Genomic DNA, 26,110 nt, shown 5'->3' on the forward strand with positions numbered 1-26,110 from the left:
ACTATCGTGAGGCAGGTTCGATAGATTTTCAGTCTGTATTTAAAATACTTCCTGAAGTCAGAGCGACATGATTTTTTAATGCATAACCGCTTAATTTTTCTTGCGCGCGGCCTTCATTTGCGCAAACAACTCTTTAAATAGGCCTCTTGCCACCACTAATTTCATGATTTCATTGGTTCCGGCATAAATCCGTGCCACCCGATTATCGGCGTACATTCTCGCGATAGGATATTCCCACATATAGCCATAGCCTCCAAAGAGCTGTAAACATTCGTCAACAACTTTACTGTGCATGTCGGTTGCCGAAAACTTGGCCATGGACGCACTTTCTGCAGAAAGTTTATGTTGTGCTAAATCTTCTGTACAACGGTCCACAAAGGCTTGATGGATCTGTAATTGCGCCGTAGCCTCAGCTAATTTGAATTGGGTGTTCTGAAACCCAGCAATAGGTTGTTTAAAAGCCGTTCTGGTAGAGGTGTAATCTATGGTTTCTTCGATGGCACCTTCTGCACCTCCAATGGCCGCTAAAGCTACGGACAAACGCTCTCGTGCCAATTCCTTCATCATAATCACAAAACCTTCTCCTTGTTTGCCTAAGAGGTTTTCTTTGGGCACTTTGACATTGTCAAAAAAGAGCTCGCAGGTGTCTTGTGCTTTCATTCCTATTTTATGGAAAGGCACCCCTTTTTCGAAGCCTTCCCATTTGCTTTCCATAATCAATAAGGACACGCCTTCGTCAGGAGTTCCTGAATTGGTTTTTACAGCCACAATGGCCATATCACACATATAGCCATTGGTGATAAATGTTTTTTGTCCGTTGACCAAATAATGGTCGCCTTTATCTACCGCTGTTGTGCGAAGGGCTTGCAAATCTGAACCACAATTTGGCTCCGTCATCCCAATGGCGGTAATTATTTCTCCGGTGGCCATAATGGGCAAATACTGCTGCTTTTGAGCTTCTGTTCCCCATTTTAATATATAGGGCGCAATAATGTCGGAGTGCAATGAAAATCCAGGACCACTGATGGCTTTTTTAGCTAATTCTTCAATGAACAAAGCGCTAAAACTAAAATCCAATCCAGAGCCACCGTAAGCTTCTGGCATGTCTATACACAGCAAACCCAAGTCCCCTGCCCGTTTCCAGATGTCACGACTCACCATGCCATCCTTTTCCCAAGCGTCCATTTGAGGCAAGATTTCATTTTTAATAAAATCCTGAATCATGCCTTGCATCATCTTGTGTTCTTCTGAGGCATATATTTTCCGTTCTAATAATACGTTTTGTAACATGGCTGTTATATTTTATTATTCGTTATTATTTAATTTTTATAGAACACCCGATTAACACCCGCATCTTGAATACGCTGCAAAAGTGATTTTGGCAATTGGAATCTCTCGCCATGCTTTTGCGCCAAAAATGCTGCATAGTCTTTAAACTTTTGTGCCCCTATATAATCGATATAAGACATGACGCCTCCAGTATGAATTGGGAATCCAAGTCCTAAGATAGAACCTATATCCGCATCTTTAGGTTCTTTTAACACACCACTATCCAAACATTTGTACGCATCGATGACCATAGCAAATAATAAACGTCTTCCTATTTCTTCTTTGTCATAGTCCTCTATTGTTGGATAAATGGTACTCCACTCTTTCCTGAGGTGTTTTTTTGCTCCTTTCGGATAGTCATAAAACCCTTTGCCTTCCTTTTTACCAGGTCTCTTATGGGTATGGACTATCGTCGAAATTATTTTTTCCAGTTCTTTTTCGAAATCCGTTAATGTAGGGTCTTCACTCATAATGTCCAACATGAGCTTCAAATTCACCTCATCTGAAATTGCCAAAGGACCTACCGGCATGCCAATCTTCTTGGCAACATTTTCTATGACTGCTGGCGGAACGCCTTCCGTTAACATGGTGATGCCTTCGTTTACAAATTTCGCGAAAACACGAGAAGTGAAAAATCCGCGACCATCATTCACGATAATGGGTACTTTTCGTATTTTAATAACATAATCAATAGCCGCTGCCAAGGTTTCATCAGACGTTTCTTTACCAACGATAACCTCAACCAAAGGCATTCTATCTACCGGCGAAAAGAAATGTAAGCCTATAAATTTATCAGGCCTTGATGATGCTTTTGCCAGCGTTGAAATTGGAATGGTTGATGTATTACTGGCATAAATCACCTCGGGCTTAATGACCGCTTCCGTTTCTTTGGTGACCCGATTTTTTAAGTCTTCATTTTCAAAAACAGCTTCGATAATTAAATCACAATCTTTTAAATCGCCCACACTCTCCGAAGGGATGATATGATCCAAAATTACCCTTGCCTTTTCTTGAGTACTTCTTCCCTTCTCTAATTTTTGCTGTTCGATACTTGCTGCATAACCTTTACCTCTTTCAGCGCCTTCTAAAGATAGGTCTTTTAAAACCACATCCAAGCCTGCTTTTGCCGACTCATAAGCAATTCCTGCGCCCATCATTCCCGCGCCTAAAACACCAATCTTTTTAAAGCTTACTTGCTCAAAACCTTTTGGTTTGGCTTTTCCTTTGGCAGCATCCCCTATGAAAATGAAAGAGGCTCTAATAATATTTTTGGTTTCTTTAGTAAATAAGGTATCCACAAAATAACGCGCCTCTACTTCCAAAGCATTATCAATGCCTGTAGAACTCCCATGGTATAAGGCACTCAACACGTTTTTGATATGCGGCAGATTGCCATGGGTTGTTTTATAGGCCATGGCATTGGAGGCCGAGTAAAATTCAGTATATCCAGATAGTTGTCCGATGCCATTTGGGGTTCCCGGAACTACAAATCGCTTGTCATCCCAAGGTTGTCTGACTTCTGGGTTTTGCAAGATCCATGCTTTCGCCAAAGCATTGATATCGTCTTCTGGTTTACAGATTTGATTGACCAATTGATCTTTTAAAGCCAGATCGGCAGTTAGTTTTTTAGCCTGAGTAATATATTCTATCGCTTTTTGAGGTCCCAACATTCTCAAGAAACGCTGTGTTCCTCCTGCGCCTGGAAGCAAACCCACAGAGCACTCCACCAATCCAATTCTATTGGCTGGATGATCCGTCATAATTCGATAATTACAAGCTAAGGCAATCTCTAAGCCGCCACCTAAGGCCAATCCGTTTATTGCCGCTACAACTGGTTTAGAGGATAATTCCAATTGTCGAAGGGCATGGTGGGTCTTCATAAGCATTTCAAAGCAATCCTCTTTGGATTTGGCGTAATCTAAGAACCACTTCAAATCGCCTCCAGAAATAAAATCTCTTTGTGCTGAGTTAATAACGATTCCTTTTACGGTATCATCTGCTAATGCCTTGCCTACAGTGGTCAAGAATTCTGACATCGTCTGTTCATTCATAAAATTAACCGGAGAGTTGGCCACATCCCAAGTAATAAAAGCAATCCCGTCAGTATCTATTGAATATTTTATATGTTGCATTTTGTCTTTTTTTTAGAAATTATACACGTTCGATGATCGTCGCAATACCCATACCACCACCAACGCAGAGCGTCGCTAAAGCGGTGCTTTTATCTTGCCGCTCCAATTCGTCCAAAGCCGTTCCAAGAATCATACACCCTGTAGCCCCTAAAGGATGGCCCATAGCAATAGCACCTCCGTTGACATTGACGATGGAGTGGTCGATCTCCATATTTTCCATGAGACGCAAAGGCACGACGGCAAAAGCCTCGTTGATCTCCCATAAATCGATATCTGAAGCATTCATTCCTGCTTTTTGTAAGGCTTTTTTAGTAGCAGGCGTTGGTCCTTCCAACATAATTAAAGGTTCTGAACCAATGATACTTCCCATTCTGATTTTTGCTCTTGGGGTCAAACCTAATTTTTCGCCAATTTCTTTGGTGCCGATTAACATTAATCCGGCACCATCTACAAGACCAGACGAATTTCCGGCATGGTGAACGTGGTTGATGCGCTCGATCTCGATATAAGTGTCCAAGGCCGTTTGATTAAATAATAGCTCACCCATCATTTCAAAGGATGGATTTAATTTACCTAAAGCTTCTAAGGTTGTGTTTGCACGAATATATTCGTCTTTTGATAAGTGTTCCAATCCATTAAGATCCCTGACCGGAATGATCGATTTATCAAATGCTTTCTTAGCCCAAGCTGCTGCTGCTCTTTTTTGGGATTCCACAGCAAAGGTGTCCACATCCTTTCTTGAATAACCGTATTTAGTAGCAATTAAATCAGCCGAAATCCCCTGGGGTACAAACTTCCCAAAAGCAGCATCCGGCTCCATAACCCAAGCAGAACCGTCAATGCCCATAGGGACTCTCGACATGGATTCTACACCGCCCGCGATAATCAAATCTGACCATCCAGATCTTACACGAGCTGCGGCTTGATTTACCGCCTCTAATCCAGAAGCGCAATATCTGTTGAGGGACACTGCCGCTAAATGATCGCCGTAATTCGCGACCTGCGCAGCTACTTTGGCAATATTTCCACCTTGCTCCCCTGCTTGCGTGACACAGCCCAATACCAAATCTTCCACATAAGAAGTGTCTAAATTATTGCGCTCTTTTAATGCCGTAAGCAACGTCGTTACTAATTGAACTGGGCTTACTTGAGATAAGCTTCCTGTGTTTTTTCCGATGCCTCGAGGCGTTCTTACAGAATCATAAATATATGCATCCATTATGTCTAATTGTTTAGAGTTACTAAGTGGTAACATGGAAATAAAAAAAATATGTGACCAAGTGGTTACAAACTTATACATAAGATTTATATTTGTCAAATAAAATAGCAGCGAATATTAAGATTGACTGCAAATTTACAACATGCAACTCACTGCTAATCTATCGCTTAATTAAAGCTAAAACATATGGAACCAACCTATTTAGAAGAGAATTGCAATTTTGACTACTCGTCTGTGGGAATTCAAAATTTAATTAAAAGGATAGAGGACGGTATTTCTGATGCCTCTCCCCTTGATTTTGCCCTAAAAGCCTATCACTATATTCGAGATACCTGGCCCTACAATCCCTATCGTTTCAGTTTAATTGAAGACGATTGGCGTGCGTCAAAAATCTGCACCCATAAAACAGGCCATTGTTTGGATAAAGCCATTTTGTTGATCAGTGTATTACGTGCCAAAAACATCCCTGCGCGATTAGGGTTGGCGAAAGTGAGAAATCATATTGCCGTTGAAGCTGTTATTGAAAAATTCGGTAATGATGTTTTGGTGCCACACGGCTATGTTGAACTCTATTTAAACGGCAAGTGGGTGAAAGCAACTCCGGCGTTCAATAAATCTTTATGCGAAAAATTGAATGTCGCACCGTTGGAGTTTGATGGGACAACTGATTCTTTGTTTCAGGCTTATGACAGTTCGGGCACATCGGTATTTATGGAGTATTTAGAAGATTATGGGGCCTTTGACCACGTGCCATTAGCCTATATGTTCAATTTAATGAAAGAAACCTATCCCCCATTACGAGAAAAAAATATAGACCTAGGAATGGTATTAAACCTCAACGAATTATAATCCCAATTAAACATTCAAATACTGTATTAAAAAATCCAATTGGTATAATGAAAAAAGATAGAGCCGCTACTGAAGATAAAATATACGAAAGCTTTTTAAGCCTTTTAGAAGAAAAAGGACCCCAGGCCGTGGGCATTAATGCCATTGCAAAAAAAGCAGGGGTTTCCAAAGAACTCATCTATCGGTACTTTGGTGGTTTGCAAGGACTGCTCCTCCAACTGGCCAAAAAAGGTGATTTTTTCAGGTCGATGTTGGCCCTTCACGATAAAGACTTAGCCACAGTGGAAGATCTAAAGGAATTTGCGAAAGCTGGAACACAAGAGCTCAGAGAAAATAAACTTACCCAAGAAATCTTGCGTTGGCAGTTGCTCGAAAACAACGAGGTGACGCGCGATTTGTTTAAGTACAGCAATAAAGAAATAGGTAAAATGTTCGCTATTTCTAATAAGGACAGCTCCCTTAACCACGCTTTTCAATTGATGATTGGAGGTTACGTATATTTTACGCTATTGTCCAAATTCAATAAAAAATTTATTACTACCGATCTAAGCTCCCAGGAGTCCTGGGATAACTTTGATAAAGCGATTGAAAAGACGATTGATTTATTTAATGAATAAGGATTTTTACAATGTCGTTTAAAAGTGGATAATTGTTGCGGGCAAACACCAAAATAGCGTGATTACGATAAGATAACGGTCTGCCGCAAACAGCGTTTCTATATCAGTCTAAAAACCTTTTATATCCTCTCTTTTTAAAATATCTACAAAGCCTAAGCTTATAGCTTAAATGGTTTTTCAATCTATTCTTTTCAAAATAAACAATTTCCATATTTGAGCCACCCCATGTATGATTAAATTTTAACTTTGCGCGAATTAAATCAATCGCATCTGTTGTATGACTCACGACGTCCTAAGGCAACCAAGTAGGGGTTGGATTTTAGCGGCATTAATGCTAACGATGGCTTTAGCCGCCATGGATAGTACCATTGTCGCGACTGCAATTCCTCAAATTGTGGGAGACTTAGGTGGGTTTTCTTTATTCAGTTGGCTATTCTCCATATACCTTCTGATTCAAACCATTACAATTCCCATTTACGGAAAATTGGCAGACACCTATGGGCGTAAACCTATCCTAATTTATGGAGTGATTGTTTTTCTTTTAGGCTCTGCCGCTTGTGCTGGCGCTTGGGACATGATCAGCTTAATTGTATTCAGAGGTCTGCAAGCCGTAGGTGCCGGTGCCATTATGGCGACGGTCAATACTATTGCTGCAGATATTTATACACTTGAAGAGCGCGCAAAAATTCAAGGCTGGCTTTCTAGTGTGTGGGGCGTTTCTGCGATTTTAGGACCAACATTGGGAGGTGCCCTGGCCGATTATGCGTCTTGGCGCTGGATTTTCTTGATTAACATTCCCGTTGGGATTGGATCTATCATTATGATCAGTATGTTTCTTAAAGAAAATAAGCCCACCAAATACGCAAAAATCGATTGGCTTGGTGCATTGGCCCTATTGATCACGGGTGGATTTATCATGTTCGGATTGATGCAGGGTGGGCAATCTTGGGATTGGATTTCCTACGAAACCGTTATTTTTACTGCGGTTTCAGCCCTTTTAGTTTATGCAACCATGAAAATCGAGGCGCACGCCGAAAGTCCTATTTTACCACGTTGGGTGTGGCGAAAGCGGATTCTTGTGGGTGCTAATCTTGCAACTATCGGCATGGGTGTCATGACAATGGGACCCAACATGTTTTTACCAGTTTTTTCGCAATCTGTCATTGGCGTAGGGGCCATTATGGCAGGTTTCATATTGGCAAGTATGGGAATTACTTGGCCCATATCCTCATAGTTTTCGGGAAGATTATATCTACGCGTTGGCTTTAGAAATACAGCGCTTTGCGGTATTTCCATTGTAATTATTGCCGTGTCAAGTTTTCTCTTCATGCCCTACCCAGGTGCCGTATGGACATTAATTGCTATCCAATTGCTTATGGGTGCAGGATTTGGATTGATTTCTACTCCGTTAATGGTTGGGGTGCAATCCACAGTTGATTGGGGTCAAAGAGGTGTTGTAACTGGGGCCAGCATGTTCTCTAGATATTTCGGTCAAAGTTTAGGTGCTGCCGTTTTTGCGGCTATTTTCAATTCGGTGTTATTTGATAAAATGACGGAGGCACCTGAAAATTTACAGAGCGCGCTACCCAAAGTGAATGAAGTTGTAGAGGTATTGCAATCCGCCCACTCAGACGATAGCGTTCAAAACTATCTGCAACATGCCTTTTTTGATTCGACACACACGGTTTATATTGGGTTATTGACCGTGGGAGTGCTTACCCTTATTGTTTTGTTGCTCACACCAAAACACTTTGGAAAAATTGATAAGTTTTAAACATTAAATATCGATATCTGAATTTTGGTTAGCGAGGTATAGTTTTAAGCATAAATCGAAACTCCTAACTTTAATTCCAATCCCAACAAAAATCAGCAAAATAGTAACTATCTTGCACCCTTAATTTTTCATAAAAAAAATTGGACACGTGGTTCGAAATTCTCCCACGTTAAAAAACTAAGAAACGCTTTATGTCCGTTACTAAAAACACTCGACTTGTAGGATTACTCGTCGGATTTCACATTCTTATTATTGCGTCAAGCAACTACCTAGTTCAGTTTCCTATTTCCATTTTCGGATTCAAGGCCACGTGGGGTGCATTTACCTTTCCTTTCATCTTTTTGGCTACAGATCTGACCGTACGGCTTTTTGGTGCACAAATGGGGAGACAGATTGTTTTTTATGCCATGCTTCCGGCCTTAGTCGTTTCCTATTTGATTACCGTTGGATTTCGCAATGGCATTTGGTTGGGATTCGATGCTTTCTTGAACTTTGACCTATTTGTAGCGCGAATTGCCATCGCCAGCTTCGCAGCCTACGTCGTTGGTCAGGTTTTAGATGTTTTCGTATTCAATAAGCTTCGGCAACATAAACAATGGTGGCACGCGCCAATAGCTTCGGGTATTTTTGGGAATTTCATGGACACTCTGGCATTTTTCTTTATTGCCTTTTACAGAACTTCAGACATTTATCTTGCAGAAAATTTGGTAGAAATAGCCACCGTCGATTATTTTTTTAAAATAATAATCAGTGCGCTGTTCTTCCTTCCACTTTATAAAGTTATTTTAGATAGGGTGACAAAAAGATTGAAAGAAAATAGCATTAGAAGTTGAGCCTACTCATAAAGTATTTTCTTTTCAAAATAGACTAAAGAAGATTCTTACTCTATTTTCTGTAAAATGTAGAACGCCATACCTCCCAATAGATAGCACAGAACATCCCAAAGATCTCCGGTATATCGATTATCTTGTTGTGGGAGATAGTATTCAAATACAAATGAAAAGAGTATTACTAGACTTAAAATTGTAAAATTATTCAAACGAATGGTTTGGTCCTTCTTAATAAGCCAAACGCCATGCAAACCTGCTGTAGCAACCATCGGAATTACCAAAAAATCATTGAGGTGATGGAAAATCCAATTAGAGACAACTATGGAAAAGAATTTGAAGCTCTGAACAATTAAAAATACCACCAAAGAAAGTAGTATATAACGATGCAACGTATTTAGCGGAAACCGACGCATCATATAAACAGCATGGCTATTAACCAAGCTAGAAACATTCCGATAGCCATTACAACCGACCATATAGAATAAAAGATGTAATAAATACCGCGCACAAGAAAAAACCGATGGGTTTTCATACGTTCAGAAAACGGTACTTCGTTGACAACTTCAGGTGTTAATTCAGATTCAGTATCGTCTCCGTTATGTTCAGAAATCAAAGTCTTACCCCTGAACGTCTGAAAAAGATGATCATCCTCATTGTTGGTATTGTCTATTTCCTCTGACATAACATAAAAATTTCAACCTGCAAGAATACTAATTATTATTTACGATGCAGGCCAAATAGGCTATTGTTTAACATAATATACAAATTATCTGAGAATTATAATTAAACAAAAAACAGGCTCATAAAACACTGAACCTGTTCTTTAAATATTCTATAGGTACTTCTATATATCAATCAACTATATTGAATACTTAAGCCTCACAACTCGCACAATCTTTCTTTTGTGCAAACTTTTGAGCGGCATTCATGCTGTGCTGGTAGTAAAGTGATTTTAATCCCAATTTCCAAGCGGTAACGTGAATTTTATTAATTTCTTTGACAGGCATTTCTGGATGTACAATAATATTCACCGATTGTCCCTGATCAATGTGATTCTGACGGTTGGCTGCTTGATAAATCAAGTCCAACTGATCTATTTCCGAATAGGTTTTAAACACCTCTTTCTCGTTCTCTGATAAGAAATCAAGGTGTTGTACAGATCCATCATTATTACGAATATCCCTCCAAACGTCGGCAGTGTTTTGACCTTTTGTTTCCAATAACTCCTCTAAGTAAGAGTTTTTAATTGTGGTCTTGATCTTTGCAATATCCTTCACATAAACGTTAGACCAGATGGGCTCAATACCTTGCGATACTTGACCCAAGATAAAGGCCGATGATGTGGTTGGTGCAATGGCATTCAGGGTGGCGTTACGTCTGCCGTATCCTTTTAGGACCTCTGGCTCTCCAAATAATCCTGCCAATTCTTCTGATGCCTTATATGATTTTTCTTGGATCGTTTTAAAAATCTCACTATTTAAATTATATGCCTTTTGGCTATTTAATGGCAACATTTTTGACTGTAACAAAGAATGCCATCCCAAAACACCTAGTCCTAGCGCACGATTGTCTTTTGCAAAATTATAGGCACGTTCCATAAATAGGAAGGTCTGTCTATCTTCTCTACTTTCAGAGTCGCGATAGTCTTCTAATTTTTCAACAAATTCCGTGATCACTGCGTCCAGGAAATACACCATAGTCTCCACAGCGTCAGTATTCTTCCACTTATCATAGTGCAATAAATTTACTGAAGAAAGTACACATACAAAAGACCAATCGTCATTTGAAGGCAACATGATCTCCGTACATAGGTTACTGGCATAAATTGGAAGCTCTTTATCTTTATAAACATCGGCAGCCCCATTATTGGCATTGTCTTTAAAGAAAATGTATGGATAGCCCATTTCTCCACGTCTTTGAAGCACTTTTGCCCAAATAGATCGTTTTGCTTCGTCACCAGCTATCATTTCCTCCATCCATTGGTTGGTTACGGTAACCCCATGGGTCAACTCCTGAATAGGATTCCCTTCTGTTCCAATTTCCAAAAATTCCATAATATCTGGATGTTCCACTGGTAAATACGGTGAAAAACGACCACGTCTTACGGAGCCTTGGCTCACAACATCTACCATGGATTCAAACAACTGCATGATATGAACCGCACCAGATGCTTGTCCGTTATTTTTAACCTCTGCCCCACGATGACGAATTTTTCCGAAATAACCCGACGTTCCGCCTCCTAGTTTAGACATCATCCCTACTTCTGATTGGGTGTATAGAATGTTGCCCATATCGTCACCAATATGCGACCCAAAACAGCTGATAGGAAGGCCTCTTTTCTTTCCGAAATTTGACCAAACCGGTGATGCCAAAGAGAAAAATCCTTCAGACATATAACCATAAAATTTATCTGAGTATCCAGGGATACCCAATATTTGTTCGGCTCTATCCGCTATTTCGCGAATGCGTTCCTCTGCGGTTATTCCCGGGGTGAGATAGCCTGAAGCTAAAAAGTTACGGCTATGTTCATTAAGCCATTCAAAACCTTGTGATTTAGTTTCTTCTGTTTTTTGCAGCGCTTCCTTTCGAGCATTTACAAGGTTGTCAGTTTCTGAATTTGTTTTTGAAATTTGTGTGTCGAGGGTAAGGTTTGGATTGTTCATTTAAAAAAGGTCATCACTGGTTATACTTTGAGTTCTTTTACTGTAATTGATAGAGCGTTTCACGAAGAAGTCGCCATGTTTGGTCCCGATAATCTCGTCATCAAACCATTCCGTTTGCGCTATGAGGCTTTGGTCTATCTCAAATATTTTTGCTATTCCGATGCTTTCAAGGGAATTGTTAAATCTGTTTTTTATAAATTCATTAACCACGGCTTTGGGAAGAAAATCCAATTCGCCTTCTTCGAAAATCCAATCCACGATTCTGCTTTCAGAGGCAAAGGCTTCTTTACAGATTTCTTGGATCATTTTGTTGTAGTTGTCATCGAACCATTCTGGATTTTCGTCTTTGATTATTTTGATGATATCGATTCCAAAATCACCGTGAATCTGCTCCTCCTTTGAAGTTGCTTCCACCACGTTTGAGATTCCTTTCAGCATATTTTTATGCTTATTAAAGGCCATAATAATCAAAAACTGAGAAAATAACGACACGTGCTCGATAAACAGCGAGAAAAGCAAAATCGATTCTGCATATTCCTTATTATCCTCACTTTTCGCGTTTTTAAGAGCCGTTTCTAAATATTGGACCCGCATCATGATGGCCGGTTTTTTCTTAAGATCCTTGAATTCTTCGTTGAGACCCAAAATTTCCAATAAATGCGAATAGGCATCATGATGGCGCACTTCACTTTCGGCAAAAGTGGCACCTACAGAACCAATTTCTGGTTTTGGCATTCGGTGATAGATATCTCCCCAAAAACTCTTTACGGCAACCTCAATTTGTGAGATGGCAAGCATCGTATTTTTAATGGCACTGCGTTCAACTTCTGTCAATCGTGTTTTGAAATCTTGAATATCACTTGTAAAATTGAATTCGGTATGGATCCAATACGAATGTCGGATAGCCGGTACATATTCGTAGACTGCTGGATACTCATAAGGCTTCAAATTGATACGCTTTTCAAAAATATTTAGCTTGCGCTTTTGAGTCTGTTGATTTCTATAAAGGATATATCCCTTTGCCACATCAAAAAAGCCATTTTCCATCAATTTGGTTTCCACAAAATCCTGAACCTCCTCAACGGTAGGAATATATTTCCCGTCCAATCGTCTTCTTTCTAGAAGGGCCTCATAAACATTTTCAGAGATGCGTTGTGCATCCTCTGGCCCACCGTGTTTTGCAGCGGTCATCGCCTTTAAGATAGCGTCTGTAATCTTTTGTAAATGAAAGAGTTTTGTGGCAAAATCTCTTTTTATAACGTGAGTAATTTCCATGAAATGAAGACTAAAAATTAAAAAAATTAGTGAGGTGTAAAGATGGAAATTTTATCAATGACTTTTTGTTGACACTTCAAATTGTTGTCAAATGGTTATCAACAATTGGTTATAATATGGAAATAATTGAAGGTGAAGCTGTTCAAGAAATGTTGATGAACAAGTGGTCAATATAATACAGGAATAACGCCATATTTATTAAAATTTGCATCTATTAAAGCTTCTTATTGTACAATTTACCTTATTGTTCAGATCCGATTAATAGTATATAAAATTATATAATTTCAATGGTACTATATCCAGATCCCAATTTCTCCAAGCGAATTTGTGTCGTGATTCGATTTTTTAAGGCTTCCACATGAGAAATAACCCCAATGGATTTATCGCCTTCGTTTTGCATCTTCTCCAAAATAGTGATGGCTTGATTTAAGGTTTCAGGATCTAAAGTACCAAAACCTTCATCTATAAAGATAGATTCTATTTTGACGTTTTTAGCGGCTAAATCTGAAAGCGCGAATGCCATTGCCAAACTTACCATAAAGGTTTCGCCACCTGATAAGGTGTTGATGGATCTGCGGGCATCGCCTTGATGGCTATCAAACACTTTTAAGGAATCATTTTTATCGGCCTCGTCCGCCGTTGGAATATCAAGAACATAGCGGTCATTCATATCTTTTAATCGCAGATTGGCATATCCGATCAATTGTTCGAGTGTTAAGTCCTGAACGAAATTTGAAAACCGTTTGCCGTTGGCATCACCAATCAAACCGTTCATGGTTTTCCATAAGGCTTCTTCTTTTTTTAAGCCTTTTAATTTTTCCAATAGCGCTTCCTGCTTTTCTTTGGCTTTTGCATCTGCCTCCAATTTGGTTTTTATAATCCCGATCTGTTCGTTTAAACTGCCAAAGGCTTCCTCTAACTTAGCGTAGTTTAATTCGAAGGCTGGAAGAGGTTCATCGGAAGTGATTCGTTTTTTAAAATTTTCAATTTCCTTTTGGGCGTTTTCTTTTTCGGTTTTTAAACGCTCTTGCCGTAATTCAATAGCTTTCTTTGTTTGACGGATCTGCTCCGCATCTCTTTCAGAAAGAATAAAAGCTTTCAGATGGGCAATACTTTCAATAGACTCATTTTTTAAGATATCATTGAGTCGCTTTTCAAAAATCTCTTTTTCTTTGACGATAATTGCCAGTTTAGCTTTGAAGGTAGCGATGGATTGCTGGTTATTTTTGATATTTTCAATATTTGCAACCCATTTCGAAATTAACGATTGTACTTTATTTTCTACTGTGTCACCATCATAAAGCGTTTTTCTTTTCGTTTCCTTCTCTATTATTAAATCTGAACTTTTAAGCCACTGTTTTGCTGAATGGCTTAGGCTTTCTAATCGTTTTTTTATTTCAAATGCTTTTCTGACCCGCTCGACCAATTGCGATTCTTTTAAAAACTGGTTTTCTAAAATCTGAAGTGTCTCAATATCGGGAATGCTTTCTAATTGAAGGTATGTGCAAAGTTTTTCGATCTCAACAAGCTTAGGCGCAATAGCTTCATCAATACTAAGAATGTCTTGCTTCAAGGTTTTAACCTTTTTCTGCTCATTGTCTAAATTGGTGTATGTAGCTGTTTCTAAAGCGCGTTTAGTGTTTAGTAATTCGTTTTTCGATTTTAGAGCCGCTTCTTTTAAATCAAAAATCGGATTGTCCATGGCAAACGGATGTTCTAATGACCCACAGAGCGGACAAGCTTCCCCATCAACCAAGGTGTTTCTGTGTGCCTCCAAACTTTGATGCTTTTTCCGATTTTCTTCTTCCTTAATCAGGGTATCAACCTCCACTTCTAAAAGCTTCAATTCGTCTTCTAAAGACTTTAGTTGGGTGCTATATTTTTCAACCAAGTCTTCACTAGCCTTCAATTCGGTTGCTTTCGAGTTACTGTTTTTTAATTCCGAATGGTATTGTGTCAGGGCAATTTTGATGGCATTGATCAACTGTGATTTTTCTTTGAGCTTTGCGTCCTTTTCTGCTAATTCTTCCTGACTATTGATCTGGGCTGTTTTTAAGAAAGTCTCAATTTTTTCTTCAATGGGCTGAATGCCCTCAATAAAAACATCAGGTCGCGGATTAAAACGAATACGCTCGGAATCCTTATTAATGTCCAAAAGAAGCTTTTTAATAGTTTCTTCATGAAGTTTGGCTTCTGCTCTGGCCAAATCTTCTTCTTTTTTCAATGCTGTTACTGCTTTATTAAAGTCGGCTAAATGATGAACAAACTCTTCATCGGTAAGCTTTCTTTTTAACAAGATTGAAGCTTCTTCCAAAAGACTGCTCTTCTCTTTTAAAATATGTGTTTGTTTTACCTTCTCTCGAGTAAGTTCCTCCGTATATTCCACAAACGCTCTCGCTTGTTGTTCAAAATCAGAAATCAGCTGGGCGTGTACCGCATATTTGGAATGGTTTTTTAAAGTGATTTCCTCTTTTTTGAAATTTTCAATTTCCTGAGATAATTCTTTTTGCTGGGTTTCATTCGTACTTAAAAGGGTCTGGTTTTTAAGAATGCCTTTCTGGTTTTCAATGGTCACTTTTAAAAGATCCAGCTCTTTTTTCTGAGTGAGCTTGGATTTATTTAAACCAGTTTCCTGGGCAATTAAATCCTTCTTTTCGGCTTCAGGAAGCAATTCAACTTCGCCCAGCTTAATCTCCTGTTCTTTACAAACCTCTGAGGCTGCTTTGAACTTTCTAAAAACTGCAATTCCAATCGACCTATAGTCCTTGGCTCCCGTAATATCTTCCAGCAACTTATTTCGTTCATCTCTTTTGGCTTGTAGCAATTTGCTAAATTGCCCTTGAGACAATACCATGGCTTTTACGAACTGATCATAACTGAGCCCAATTAATTCTTCGTTTTTAGCGGGTACTGCAGATTTCCCACTCTCAAGTATCGTACCCGTTGCCACGTCGATAATTTCCTGCTTTCGATCGTTGAGATTGTTGTTGCGATTTCTTTCAATTGACCAATGTGAGCGGTATGTTTTTTGGTTGACGGTATATTCCACTTCAGCGTAACAATCCGTTGCATTACGGGTCATAATCCCACCCTCATCGTCAATAACCGATTTGCTGATAGAACCAATCCTAGGAACCTTATTATATAATGCTAAAGTAATCACGTCCAAGAGCGTCGATTTCCCTGATCCAGTAGCACCTGTAATCGCAAAAAGACCGCTTTCTGCCAAAGGTCCTGATGAAAAATCGATATGGTGTTCGCCACGAAGCGAATGGATATTTTTAAAACTGATTTTACTGATTTTCATAAAACTACAGGTTAAGCTCTTCTAGAATTTGACGAAATGCATTTTTTAATTCCTCGGTGTTTTCCTGATTGCCATCCAACTCCAATCTTTTTTCAAACATTTCCATGGGTGTTACATCAGCAACACTTATTCCTGGCTCAAAAGCGTCTGAAGCCCCGCGTACTTTATTGCCAAAGTTCAATTTTGATTTTACAATGTTAAGATGCTCATTATAATAATTATCCAATAAGTCATCTAAATCGCGACGAATCTGTATGTTTTCATTGGGTTCGTGTACGATTATCTCCGCTAGTGAGACGAGAGGCGTAATGGGCGAATATTCATGTAATTGTTTTTTAACGTCTTCGAGCGGTCCCTGAAAAGCAACCAAATTTCTGAACCTTGGGACGGGTACAATCTCCACCTCAAGATGTTTTCCTTTGACCGAGATAATATTGACTTGTTTCTGCTCTTCTCTTTCACTAAAACTTAATGAAATGGGTGAGCCAGAATAATGTACATTTTTTGAAACGGCATAAGGTTTATGGATATGGCCTAAAGCTACATAGTGCGGTGCATCGCCAAAAACAGTTCCCGAAACTCCAGCTTGATTGCCAATTTGGATATCCCGCATACTTTCGGAAACATGAGCACCCTGAACGTATAAATGTCCCATCACAATAAGGCAATGTTCTTGATAATGTTGATAGTAGTGGCTGTTGATTTTAGAGAAATAGCTTTTAATACCCTCTTGAATCTGTTCAATCTTATCACTATAGGATTCTCCCGCGGCGGCACTCCTAATATCCTTGTCCCTTAAAAATGGGACAGCGGCAACAACCACCTGTTCGTCCTTTTTATCGTATTCTATGAAAAGATCGTTAATATTCTCAGGAGCGCCACCAATAACATCAATATTCAAGAACCCAAGGATGTCCTTTGGTGCATTTAAAACAGAAGCCGAATCGTGATTCCCGCCCGTTAAGATAATTTTGCAATCCGTACCAAGCATACGTTTTAAAAATCCATAATACTGCTTTAAAGAAGCTTGAGAAGGGTTGGCCTGATCAAATACATCTCCTGAAACCAAAAGCAAATCAATGTGTTCTTTCGCGATGGTATCTAGTAGCCAATCAAAAAACAATTCCAGATCTTCCGATAAATCTATCTTATGCAACTGCTTGCCTATATGCCAATCGGCGGTATGTAATATTTTCATGTCAATTCATTAGATTCTTAATCAAGATTCGTAGTAGGACTTTTTCCCTGGATCATCCCTCATGATTAAAAAAAGTGTTAGTCGTTCCGAAAATGAAAAACAAACAAAATCGTTTCTATTTCATGCCAGTTTTATCAGAGCCTAAACTTAAGAAAAAAAACTTCAGAACAGGTCAAAGAGTTATTGAATGGAAGTTTTTTCTTCTTTAAAGTCTTGAGAAAAATTAGCTCAAACCTCAAAATCTATTATGATTGGCCTATAAATTATGAGGTTTAATGAAACATTAGAAATCGAAGTGAGATTAGGTCATTGGAGATAATTCCTTCCTATTTTATAAAGGAGAGATACTACATTCCACGTTGACCTTAAGAAGATTCGTCTTTCTCTATATTCACATTAAAACTTGGCGGCTTATAATCCTTGGCACGATATTTTGACGGAATGGTTGTTTCATTTCCATCGCGCTGTGCACGGTAATGTGGTGATAGAATTTCGATGCCTCTTTCGTTAAAGACATTTTGTATGTTCTGATGCAGATAAGAATAAATGCTTGCCTGTTTTGAGGCTTCTCTGGTATGTGCATTTATTTGATAAGCTACATAATAGTCATTAAGACTGGTTTGCAAAACAAAAGGCTGTGGTTCTGGTAAAACTGTTTCCGTTAACAAGGCAGCATCAATGAGTGCTTGATGCACATCTTGCCAAGGCACATCATACCCAATGGTCACGGTTGAATGGATTATAAGACCTTGGCCTTTTGCCTCAATACTGTAGTTGATGGTATTTCCTGAAAGGACAGAGGAATTGGGAATGGTAATAATTTCATTTTTTGTGGTTCGTATCCGTGTAATCAATAAAGTTTTCTCAACAACATCACCAACCACATCGGCAATTTTAATTCGGTCTCCGATTCTAAAGGGACGCATATAGGTAATGACCAATCCTGCTACCATATTTGCAATGGCCGTAGATGAGCCTAACGAAAATAGAACCCCTATAAAAACGGAAACCCCTTTGAATATTTCAGAATGGGATCCTGGCAATAGTGGAAATATAACCACGAACATAAAAGCATAAAGGAGAAACTTAATAATACTAAACGTAGGAACGGCCCAGTCAGAATGAAAACCAGAAATTTTTAGTTTCTCAGTTTCGATTTCCCGGAAGCCATATCTTATAATTTTTACGAGATATTTAATGACAAAATAGATGACCAAGATCCTAAAAACATTGGGCAAATAATTCCAAACGGAAATGAGAATTGACTTAAGTGGTGACCAAATGAGCTGGAACAAAGCATCGGCCCAGTGTTGAGAAATGGGAAATATACTAAAGATTATAGGGAGTGCAATATAAAGCACGAAAATAAGAACGACCCAACGGAAAAGTCTTAAAAGAAAAAAAATGATCTGCAACTCCTGTTCAGCGGACAGGAATGTGTAATCCTTATAGTTTAAACTTTTAAGCCATTTTTCTTTTTTTACCGAAATTCGCAGCAGTGCCCAACGATGCAACCTCCCAAGCAGCCAAATAACAAACCAAACACCCCCAATCGCGACGAACGCCAAGCCCACGCGCATTAAAATTTTAGAAACCTTACGCTCCTCTCGCAAGTCTGCTATTGAATTTTCAATGGTTTTCTCCAAGTGCTGAGCCAAACCCAAAGAAGTCGTTCCATACCAAAGTCCGTCCGTTTCAGAGACACTCATGATAATTGTATTCCCATATACTATATCATTGGTATATTGGGATTGAACTACTGCGAAGGAATCTCTCTTAAAAAAATCATCTTCAAATAAAAGCTTGATTTTCGTGCTCACATTCGCTGCTCTTTCTTTAGCTGTGGTAGCTCCAATTCTAGAATGAATCAAAAAAAGTGTGTCACGATTTACACCCACAACTGGAAACCCTTTGGTTGTTTTCTGTAACCAATCAATATGTGCTTTTTTAGCTGCCAAGTTTTTGCTTTCTGCAGCATTGATGGCGTCTAATTGGCTTTGGGCATTTTTCTTTTGTGCGTCCTCTTTCTTAATGAGCACCCTCAACTGCTCCTCTAAATGCACTCTTTTTACTGAATCAATGAGGCGTTGTTTCTCAGTGGCTACAATTTTAGAAATGGAATCCTTTTGCTGAAAATGAGTATTTGAATATATCATAGAAGTACTGCCAACAATAAGCAAGACAATTACAATTGTTTTTAGCGATAATTTTTTCATACTCATGATAGAATCATTAACAATATACGAGAAATAATTTTATAAAATCAAATGCGATGTAATGGACTTTCAGAATGATATATTGTACTCATCATGACCACGAAAAATCAGTTCAAAATTCTTGCGCGATGGTAAAATCAAAAACCCCTAGGCGAGCCGTAGGGGAATTGCTGTAATTTAAAGATAAATATAATTCTGAAATATTGTAACTTAGAACGTTATTTTATTGACTACCAAGTCAATAAACAGAATTTAGGAGCGCTTATTTTTTTGGAGTTTCCAAACTTTCAATCATAAGTTCAACATACTTGGCCGCACTTTTATAAGCATCTCTAGGGTCTTCCATTGAGGTAGTCACAACGCCAACCAATTGATTTTCTTCAGGAGCATCTAAGTTATAGGCTACAGTTTCTAGGACATAATCCGTTTCAACACGTGTAGAGGAAGACATTGGGATATAGCCTCCAAAAGAGTCATAATAAGATCCATAGGCATAAGGATGATTATAATAGTTATAAAAACCACCATAATAACCAGGATAATAAGCCCCGTATGAAGCACCAACATACAAACCACTAGAAGTTGTTCTGACAGTTTCTTTTTTGTCCTTGATAACCGTTAAGACCACTGCTGTAAATCCCTCACTATCCATTAAACTCTTAATCATAGCCAATCGTTCTTCTGACATTTCTCGTTCAGCATGAATTGTTGGGGCTTTACTATAACTCTCAACAGCGTTAATACCTTTGTTGCGCAATGCATCAGCTATTTCTCTCTCAAAAGAATATCTTGCATTTTCATTTGCGGTACGAGCAATTACAAGTACCTTTTTTGTTTTAAAAAGGTCTACCACAGAAGGCTCAGCTTTCCAAGAATCAATTACCTTAGTGCTAGCGCAGTTTTGAAGACATATAAAAGCTAATGCTAAAAGAATAAAATGATATTTAATTTTCATGATTTAATTTTGTTATAAATACGTTGTTAATTTTTGTTTATTTTTTTGATCAAAACCAAGTTGTTATGAAATCAATAATTCTGTGTTAAAAACAGAAGGTATTCCACGTCACTTTTTCCTTGGCAGTTTGTTGATTATAATAAAAATCTCCAATTTGCAGAAAATAATATGGATTTACGATCGCCTATCACCCCTATTTCTGTTCTGAACATCCAATTTTTATTCATTTGATACTGCCCACCAATAATACCATTCCATTGTTCTTTGGTACGCTTGTCAAGACCATATCTAATCACTGCTGATCCGTCCGCTGCTCCAATGGCATCCACAAGTGGTCCAATAGTTTTGTCGGCGATAACCTTTTGCGGTAGTGTAGCTGTATTATTATACCAATCATCATAAGAGGCGATAATTTCATCAGCACGATCCCAAGTTTCAGGAGGCAGTGCATCTATAAGCTTTATCGAGCCCACTGTATTCGAACCTAAGCCCACACTCATCGCACCAATCCAGATTCCAATATTTCTGTCAGGCTTTCTACTATTAACAAAAGTATGACCAACTCTAGCGCCAAAAGTTTTGACTTTGACTGATTTATCTAACAATTCAGGCTTTGTCCAAGTCACATTCCAATCTAAAGCGAGCCAAATAGGTCCAACGCCGCCTGCAGCCGTAGCGCCAAACCCATTTGAGACTATTTTCTGTTCAACCAACGACTGTAACTCGACTGGAAATTTTAGATTTATTTCAGTAGTTGCTCTGCCTCTACCAAATAAACCATAGAGATTTAAAAATGGAAGCACCCAAATATCTGGTCTTACTAAGACAGTTTCGGCAGTACTATAATTATTGCCAAATTCAATGAAATCGACTCCAGTAAGCGGCAGGTCTATAGTATCGGTTTTTAATCCTAACCTCATATTATCGATAAGAAGTCCTTGTTTCATATAAACAAGGTTAACCATAACTCCCGTTGGATAAGGGATATCAAACCCCTTTTCATAAATTTTTTGTCCAAAAATTGGAAAAAAATTATCGTATTTCACCTGCTTCAAACTATCCGTATAGGCTTCGTGAACTGCCTTAACCTTAGTTGTAGCATATTGCGCATGCCCTTGTTGAGCAAGCACTACGGATGCCATTAAGGTTAATATGAATAGTCTGACCATCATAAATTCTTACTTGTTTTTTGATTTTCCTCTGCTCCTCTATTTAAACGCACCTATTAAAATCATTTATCTCAAAAACTTAAAATTGAAATGAGTGTCAATTATCTCTAAAGCACACTAGAAATCGTTACTAGTCTAACGTTCATATCTGCCTAACCTATAAACTGACACTCAATCCAATATATAGAATTAAGTCAAGCGGAAAAACCACACTATCTCAAAATTATTTGTTCTCAAAACTTTTGGTAATAGCTTTTACGTATTGTGATGCTATTTTTGAAGCACCTTCTGGATCTTCAATTTTTGAAGTCACCACGGCAACTAATTGGTTTTCGTTTGTCTCATCAAGATCATAAATTACCGTCTCTAAAATATAATTTTTTGAAGAAGAAGTAACATAGGTTTCAGGCACATAGTTTCCCATGGTAGAATATGACATTGGATGGTGATAATAACCATAAAAACCTCCATAATATCTTGGGTAATACTCATAATAGTTTCCACCTGCGTAATAACCCCCTTCTTGAGTGGTTTTCGTCAAATTTTGAACATCTTTGATCACCGTAAGTACCACAGCATTAAATCCTGCTTTCTTTATAGTGCTCTCAATTTCTGCTTTTCTTTCTTCCGTCACTTCCACATCAGGATTAAGTGATGGAAATTTTGTAAAACTTGCGGTGGCTTTCATCCCTTTCTCAGACAACTGTTTTACGATCTCGTTTTCAAAAGCAATTCGTGATTGCGTATCCGAAGTACGTGCTATGACAATAAAATTTTTATCTTTTACAGCTGCTGCATTATCTCCTTTCCAGGAGTTCATTACTTTGACACTTGAACATCCGCTGAACAATAAAACGGCTGTTAAACCTAAAACTAAACTGATTGACTTTTTCATTTATTAAATATGGATTAAATTATTAAAGTTTGCCACAATAACATTCTTTGGTTTCGCATAACAATTATTGATGTTACTTCCAGTAACTCGCAGAAGCAAAAACAACTTATGTATGAGATATACCATGGGCTGAAGTATATAAAAAATATTAATCTATAGAAGCTTATTCTGTAAAATACTCAATTTCTAATACTTTACAAGTGCATCTATTTTAAATAAAGACTTCCAGTTAGGTTCATTTGTAATAATCAAAAATATCAAAATTCTCAAATTTTGATTAGTTTTAGATTTGATTGGCGTAGTCCATTTTACGATGGATTTTTAAAGAAATTAAAGTTTTTGCATTGAAAAAACAATTACCTATTGCTTTAAGCAAATTATAAACGTTTAAAACTATGGCTTTTGCAAATCAATGGATTTATGTAAATTCGTGATTATATTTTTTTCATTCGTTATGATCCCCTGATCTACATTTCAACGCCCATAGCATCAGATTAGAAAAGAAATTTACATTGATTTAGCACCAATCAAGAGCACATAACGTATAAATCAAATTTAAAATAAATAGATGCGCTTAAACATACAATTTTCAATAAGTGTTACGCTGTTCTTGTTTTGCGTAACTTTTAGTAATTCACAAGAGAAAACAGAAAATTCTCCAAATATTATCATTTTTTTAATTGATGATATAGGCCTCATGGATACTTCTGTTCCCTTTTTAACCAATGCCAATGGTGATTTGATCAACTATCCATTAAATGACTATTACATCACCCCTAACATGGAAAAACTTGCCGAACAAGGCATTCGGTTTACAAATTTTTATGCACATTCAGTGTGTTCTCCTTCGCGGACGTCCATAATGACCGGACAGAATTCTGCCCGCCACCGCGTAACCAATTGGATAAAATCTGAAGATAACAATCGTACCGAATTTGGTCCAGCCCAATGGAACTGGAACGGTCTTTCCAAAGTATCTATAACTCTTCCACGACTGCTTCAACAAAAAGGCTATAAAACGATTCATGTCGGAAAAGCCCATTTTGGGCCATTTAATAGCGAGGGGGAAGATCCTCTAAATTTAGGATTTGATGTTAATATTGCCGGCAGCTCCATTGGCCAACCTGGAAGTTATTTGGGCACTGAAAGTTTCGGTCATGACGGAGGCAACCTCACAAGAGCTGTTCCCGGTTTGGAAAAATATCATGGTCAAGACATATTTTTGACAGAAGCTTTGACCTTGGAAGCTAATCTGGCCATTTCGGAAGCTAAAGAAGAAGGCAAACCATTTTTCCTCAACATGTCCCATTACGCGGTCCACGCTCCATTTTATTCTGATGCGCGTTTTAAAGATCATTATATAAATTCGGGAAAGTCTGAAAATGCCCAAGCTTATGCTACGCTTATTGAAGGAATGGACAAATCTCTTGGAGACCTCATGCAGCACGTCAAAAACCTAGGTTTGGGAGAAAATACGCTTATTTTGTTTTTGGGAGACAACGGATCAGACGCACCCCTGCCAAATGAAAATGATTACAGCAGTTCTTCCCCATTAAAAGGTAAAAAAGGCAATCATTGGGAAGGTGGCATGCGCGTTCCGTTTATTGCGGCTTGGGTCACACCAAACAAAAAAGCAAATCTCCAAAAAAAGTTACCCATTGCACAAAACGCGGTTCAAAACCAATTGGGCTCTATTCTGGATATTTTTCCAACGCTTAGTCATCTTACCAACATCACACCACCAGAGCGATATAATTTGGATGGTTTTGATCTTCATGATCAATTAAGTGGCAAGAAAAATCACGAACGGCGTGTCTTATTTCTTAATCATTTTCCTCATGGCAATCATCGAAGCAACTATTTTACAAGTTTAGTTGATGCGGATTGGAAAATCATTTATCATTATCAACCAAAAAGTCAACCACGCTATGAACTCTACGACTTAAAGGAAGATCCTTTTGAAACCAATAATTTGGCAGATAAAAATCCGGAACAACTGAAAATTATGATGGCAGCATTATCGGATGAAATGAACACTAAAAATGCGCTCTATCCTGAAAATGGACAAGAAAAATTCAAATTGGTAATTCCTAGATAAATTAAAAACTCCACTTTAAACAATGATTATTAAATTTAGGATCCTTGGCTAAAATCTTATACACCATCTATGTTATTGAACTATCAAAACGTGTTTTTAATGAAAACACGAAGTTCAGGGCCGCAAATCCACAGTTTAATGGTGTTTTGCAATGCTTATACGTTGGCCAGACCAGCAAAACGCCCATAGAACGTTTTCAGCAACATAAAATGGGCTATAGAAATAAGAAAGGCCACAAATTATCGGCTTCTATTGTTGAGAAATACGGATTATACCTCAGGCCTAGTTTATACACACATATCGATCCGTTTTTAACAAGAGCCGAAGCCTTAACAGCGGAGGAGCAAATCTCTCTGGAGTTGCGTCGTGAAGGATATGCCGTTTGGTTTAATTAAATTTTGACGTTTCAATGCAAAGAAAAATCGACGATTAATAATCGACTCACTAAAATGATATCTTGGAAAATTCCAACTCAAAATTCATAAAGAAAATCGCTCCAGAATTAGATTACGGAAATGACTGCGATTTCAGTCCTAAAACAGGCGAAATAATTGCGATTCCTAAATGATCAAATTTTATGGATTTTTCAAGGAGATTTACAAAAAGGAAAACAAAGGGCACTATACAAAAACACACATTGAAATAATAAGATGTGACCACGCTCTGCAACCTCTTCGTTTTTAATTAACTTCTAAACATCTCATAATCTGTTCTCAATAGCCTGTTCCTAATTCCCCAAATCATGCATCACTAGAATTGGAACTTTTGAGTCATACGTAATCCCTTTTACCAAAGGCTGATTAAGAATACTTGCAAAAAATGAATGTTTACTATTAATGAAAGCAACCATATCACTTTCTCTACTTTCTACAAAACAATTGATGGCAGCAGCTACTGACAGTTGACTTAAATTGTGAAAAGAGTGGCTGACCTCTTCAAAATTCTCGTCCAGCAATTTTTTGTTATTGGTTTGCTTTTCGTTTAATTTGCCATCTTCAGAAACATGCAAAACCTTTATGGAAGCATTACAAATTTTAACAATATTGATCAAATGCTTCAATTCGTGCTTCTTAAAAGGTGTTCTATAATTGGTGGGGAACACAATTTCTTTTGGCAGTTGACGCTTTGCCAATTGCGGCACAACAATTACCGGGCAATTCCTGATTTTCTCCATTACATCTATGGCGTTGCTTCCATAAATTTTACTTCTAGTATTGGTTTGACCCCGGGTTCCCATAACAATAAGATCAATGTCCTTTTCTTCCACAATTGATTTTATGGCCTGTAAAGGTTCATTGAAAGTTGAAATGGTTTGAAAACTATGCTTCAGATTACCGTTCTCTCCAAAGGCGACCTCACTTAACAATTGATCCAACTGGCGTTTCGAATTTTTCTTGGCAGCCTCAAATAAGTCACTTCCTGGTTCCATGCCGATCAGACTTTCAATATTTGTTGGGTTTATAAAAAAGACGTTCAAAAGATAAAATAGACACTCTTGGTCTTTATAAAGTTCTAACGCATATTTGATGGCCTGTGAAGCGTTCTCCGAAAAATCTGTTGGCAATAAAATTTTTATTTTCATTG

The 26,110-nt window shown here is 38.1% G+C and carries 21 protein-coding genes and 1 riboswitch; of the genes, 7 read left to right on the plus strand and 14 right to left on the minus strand.

Annotated elements, in window-relative coordinates:
* Positions 1-90: 90 nt before the first annotated feature.
* The 3 genes from G525_RS0104020 to G525_RS0104030 are packed head-to-tail and all read right to left on the minus strand — an operon-like array spanning position 91 to position 4,680.
* Positions 91-1,290, minus strand: coding sequence for an acyl-CoA dehydrogenase family protein (locus G525_RS0104020; protein WP_027125012.1), 1,200 nt, complete (start codon positions 1,288-1,290; stop codon positions 91-93).
* Positions 1,291-1,319: 29 nt separating this feature from the next.
* Positions 1,320-3,461, minus strand: coding sequence for a 3-hydroxyacyl-CoA dehydrogenase NAD-binding domain-containing protein (locus G525_RS0104025; RefSeq protein ID WP_027125013.1), 2,142 nt, complete (start codon positions 3,459-3,461; stop codon positions 1,320-1,322).
* A 19-nt stretch (positions 3,462-3,480) separates the two neighbouring features.
* The gene (locus G525_RS0104030; protein ID WP_027125014.1) at positions 3,481-4,680 is read right to left on the minus strand and encodes an acetyl-CoA C-acetyltransferase; all 1,200 of its coding nucleotides are present in this window, start codon (positions 4,678-4,680) and stop codon (positions 3,481-3,483) included.
* Positions 4,681-4,866: 186 nt separating this feature from the next.
* Between G525_RS0104030 and G525_RS20180 the strand changes: the two genes are divergently transcribed.
* The 5 genes from G525_RS20180 (at position 4,867) to G525_RS0104050 (ending at position 8,753) form a co-directional block, all read left to right on the plus strand.
* Positions 4,867-5,529, plus strand: coding sequence for a transglutaminase-like domain-containing protein (locus G525_RS20180; RefSeq protein ID WP_035478974.1), 663 nt, complete (start codon positions 4,867-4,869; stop codon positions 5,527-5,529).
* A 47-nt stretch (positions 5,530-5,576) separates the two neighbouring features.
* Complete coding sequence (locus G525_RS0104040; protein ID WP_027125015.1) at positions 5,577-6,146, plus strand: TetR/AcrR family transcriptional regulator; 570 nt, start codon at positions 5,577-5,579, stop codon at positions 6,144-6,146.
* A 277-nt stretch (positions 6,147-6,423) separates the two neighbouring features.
* Entirely contained in the window at positions 6,424-7,380 is a 957-nt protein-coding gene (locus G525_RS22475; protein WP_211222901.1) for an MFS transporter, read from the plus strand.
* Between the two features lie 93 nt (positions 7,381-7,473).
* Positions 7,474-7,920 carry an MFS transporter gene (locus G525_RS22480; protein WP_211222902.1) on the plus strand — a complete coding sequence of 149 codons (447 nt, stop codon included), beginning with the start codon at positions 7,474-7,476 and terminating at the stop codon, positions 7,918-7,920.
* Between the two features lie 142 nt (positions 7,921-8,062).
* Positions 8,063-8,107, plus strand: a riboswitch (PreQ1 riboswitch).
* Between the two features lie 4 nt (positions 8,108-8,111).
* Positions 8,112-8,753: a 7-cyano-7-deazaguanine/7-aminomethyl-7-deazaguanine transporter gene (locus G525_RS0104050; protein ID WP_027125016.1), complete on the plus strand. Its 642-nt coding sequence runs from the start codon at positions 8,112-8,114 to the stop codon at positions 8,751-8,753.
* Between the two features lie 47 nt (positions 8,754-8,800).
* Here the strand turns inward: G525_RS0104050 and G525_RS22370 are convergent, their stop codons facing one another.
* The 10 genes from G525_RS22370 to G525_RS0104100 all read right to left on the minus strand — a co-directional run bounded on the left by G525_RS22370 (position 8,801) and on the right by G525_RS0104100 (position 22,428).
* Positions 8,801-9,190, minus strand: a complete 390-nt coding sequence (locus G525_RS22370; protein WP_211222903.1) for a hypothetical protein — start codon at positions 9,188-9,190, stop codon at positions 8,801-8,803.
* Positions 9,163-9,432, minus strand: coding sequence for a hypothetical protein (locus G525_RS20195; RefSeq protein ID WP_035478976.1), 270 nt, complete (start codon positions 9,430-9,432; stop codon positions 9,163-9,165). The genes G525_RS22370 and G525_RS20195 overlap by 28 nt, the downstream gene beginning before the upstream one ends.
* Positions 9,433-9,622: 190 nt before the next feature.
* The gene (locus tag G525_RS0104065) at positions 9,623-11,413 is read right to left on the minus strand and encodes a ribonucleoside-diphosphate reductase subunit alpha (protein ID WP_027125017.1); all 1,791 of its coding nucleotides are present in this window, start codon (positions 11,411-11,413) and stop codon (positions 9,623-9,625) included.
* Positions 11,414-12,688 carry a ribonucleotide-diphosphate reductase subunit beta gene (locus tag G525_RS0104070; RefSeq protein WP_027125018.1) on the minus strand — a complete coding sequence of 425 codons (1,275 nt, stop codon included), beginning with the start codon at positions 12,686-12,688 and terminating at the stop codon, positions 11,414-11,416.
* Positions 12,689-12,962: 274 nt separating this feature from the next.
* Positions 12,963-15,995 carry an AAA family ATPase gene (locus tag G525_RS0104075; RefSeq protein WP_027125019.1) on the minus strand — a complete coding sequence of 1,011 codons (3,033 nt, stop codon included), beginning with the start codon at positions 15,993-15,995 and terminating at the stop codon, positions 12,963-12,965.
* Positions 15,996-15,999: 4 nt separating this feature from the next.
* Positions 16,000-17,193 (minus strand): exonuclease subunit SbcD, encoded by a 1,194-nt coding sequence (gene sbcD / locus G525_RS0104080; protein ID WP_027125020.1) that lies wholly within the window; start codon positions 17,191-17,193, stop codon positions 16,000-16,002.
* A gap of 365 nt (positions 17,194-17,558) precedes the next feature.
* Positions 17,559-19,415 carry a mechanosensitive ion channel family protein gene (locus G525_RS0104085; RefSeq protein ID WP_211222904.1) on the minus strand — a complete coding sequence of 619 codons (1,857 nt, stop codon included), beginning with the start codon at positions 19,413-19,415 and terminating at the stop codon, positions 17,559-17,561.
* A gap of 256 nt (positions 19,416-19,671) precedes the next feature.
* Positions 19,672-20,364: a hypothetical protein gene (locus tag G525_RS0104090; RefSeq protein WP_027125022.1), complete on the minus strand. Its 693-nt coding sequence runs from the start codon at positions 20,362-20,364 to the stop codon at positions 19,672-19,674.
* A gap of 134 nt (positions 20,365-20,498) precedes the next feature.
* On the minus strand, positions 20,499-21,536 hold the full coding sequence (locus G525_RS0104095; protein WP_157491879.1) for a hypothetical protein: 1,038 nt from the start codon (positions 21,534-21,536) through the stop codon (positions 20,499-20,501).
* 220 nt (positions 21,537-21,756) lie between these two features.
* Entirely contained in the window at positions 21,757-22,428 is a 672-nt protein-coding gene (locus G525_RS0104100; protein ID WP_027125024.1) for a hypothetical protein, read from the minus strand.
* A 568-nt stretch (positions 22,429-22,996) separates the two neighbouring features.
* On the opposite strand from G525_RS0104100, the gene G525_RS0104105 reads away from it, so the two are divergent.
* Together G525_RS0104105 and G525_RS0104110 are read left to right on the plus strand one after the other, a co-directional pair.
* The gene (locus G525_RS0104105) at positions 22,997-24,526 is read left to right on the plus strand and encodes a sulfatase (RefSeq protein ID WP_051209778.1); all 1,530 of its coding nucleotides are present in this window, start codon (positions 22,997-22,999) and stop codon (positions 24,524-24,526) included.
* A 44-nt stretch (positions 24,527-24,570) separates the two neighbouring features.
* Positions 24,571-24,921 (plus strand): GIY-YIG nuclease family protein, encoded by a 351-nt coding sequence (locus G525_RS0104110; RefSeq protein WP_027125026.1) that lies wholly within the window; start codon positions 24,571-24,573, stop codon positions 24,919-24,921.
* 332 nt (positions 24,922-25,253) lie between these two features.
* On the opposite strand, the gene G525_RS0104115 is transcribed toward G525_RS0104110, so the two are convergent.
* Positions 25,254-26,108 (minus strand): universal stress protein, encoded by an 855-nt coding sequence (locus tag G525_RS0104115; protein WP_027125027.1) that lies wholly within the window; start codon positions 26,106-26,108, stop codon positions 25,254-25,256.
* Positions 26,109-26,110: the final 2 nt, after the last annotated feature.

Source organism: Gelidibacter mesophilus DSM 14095 (genome assembly GCF_000423005.1).
GTDB lineage: Bacteria > Bacteroidota > Bacteroidia > Flavobacteriales > Flavobacteriaceae > Gelidibacter > Gelidibacter mesophilus.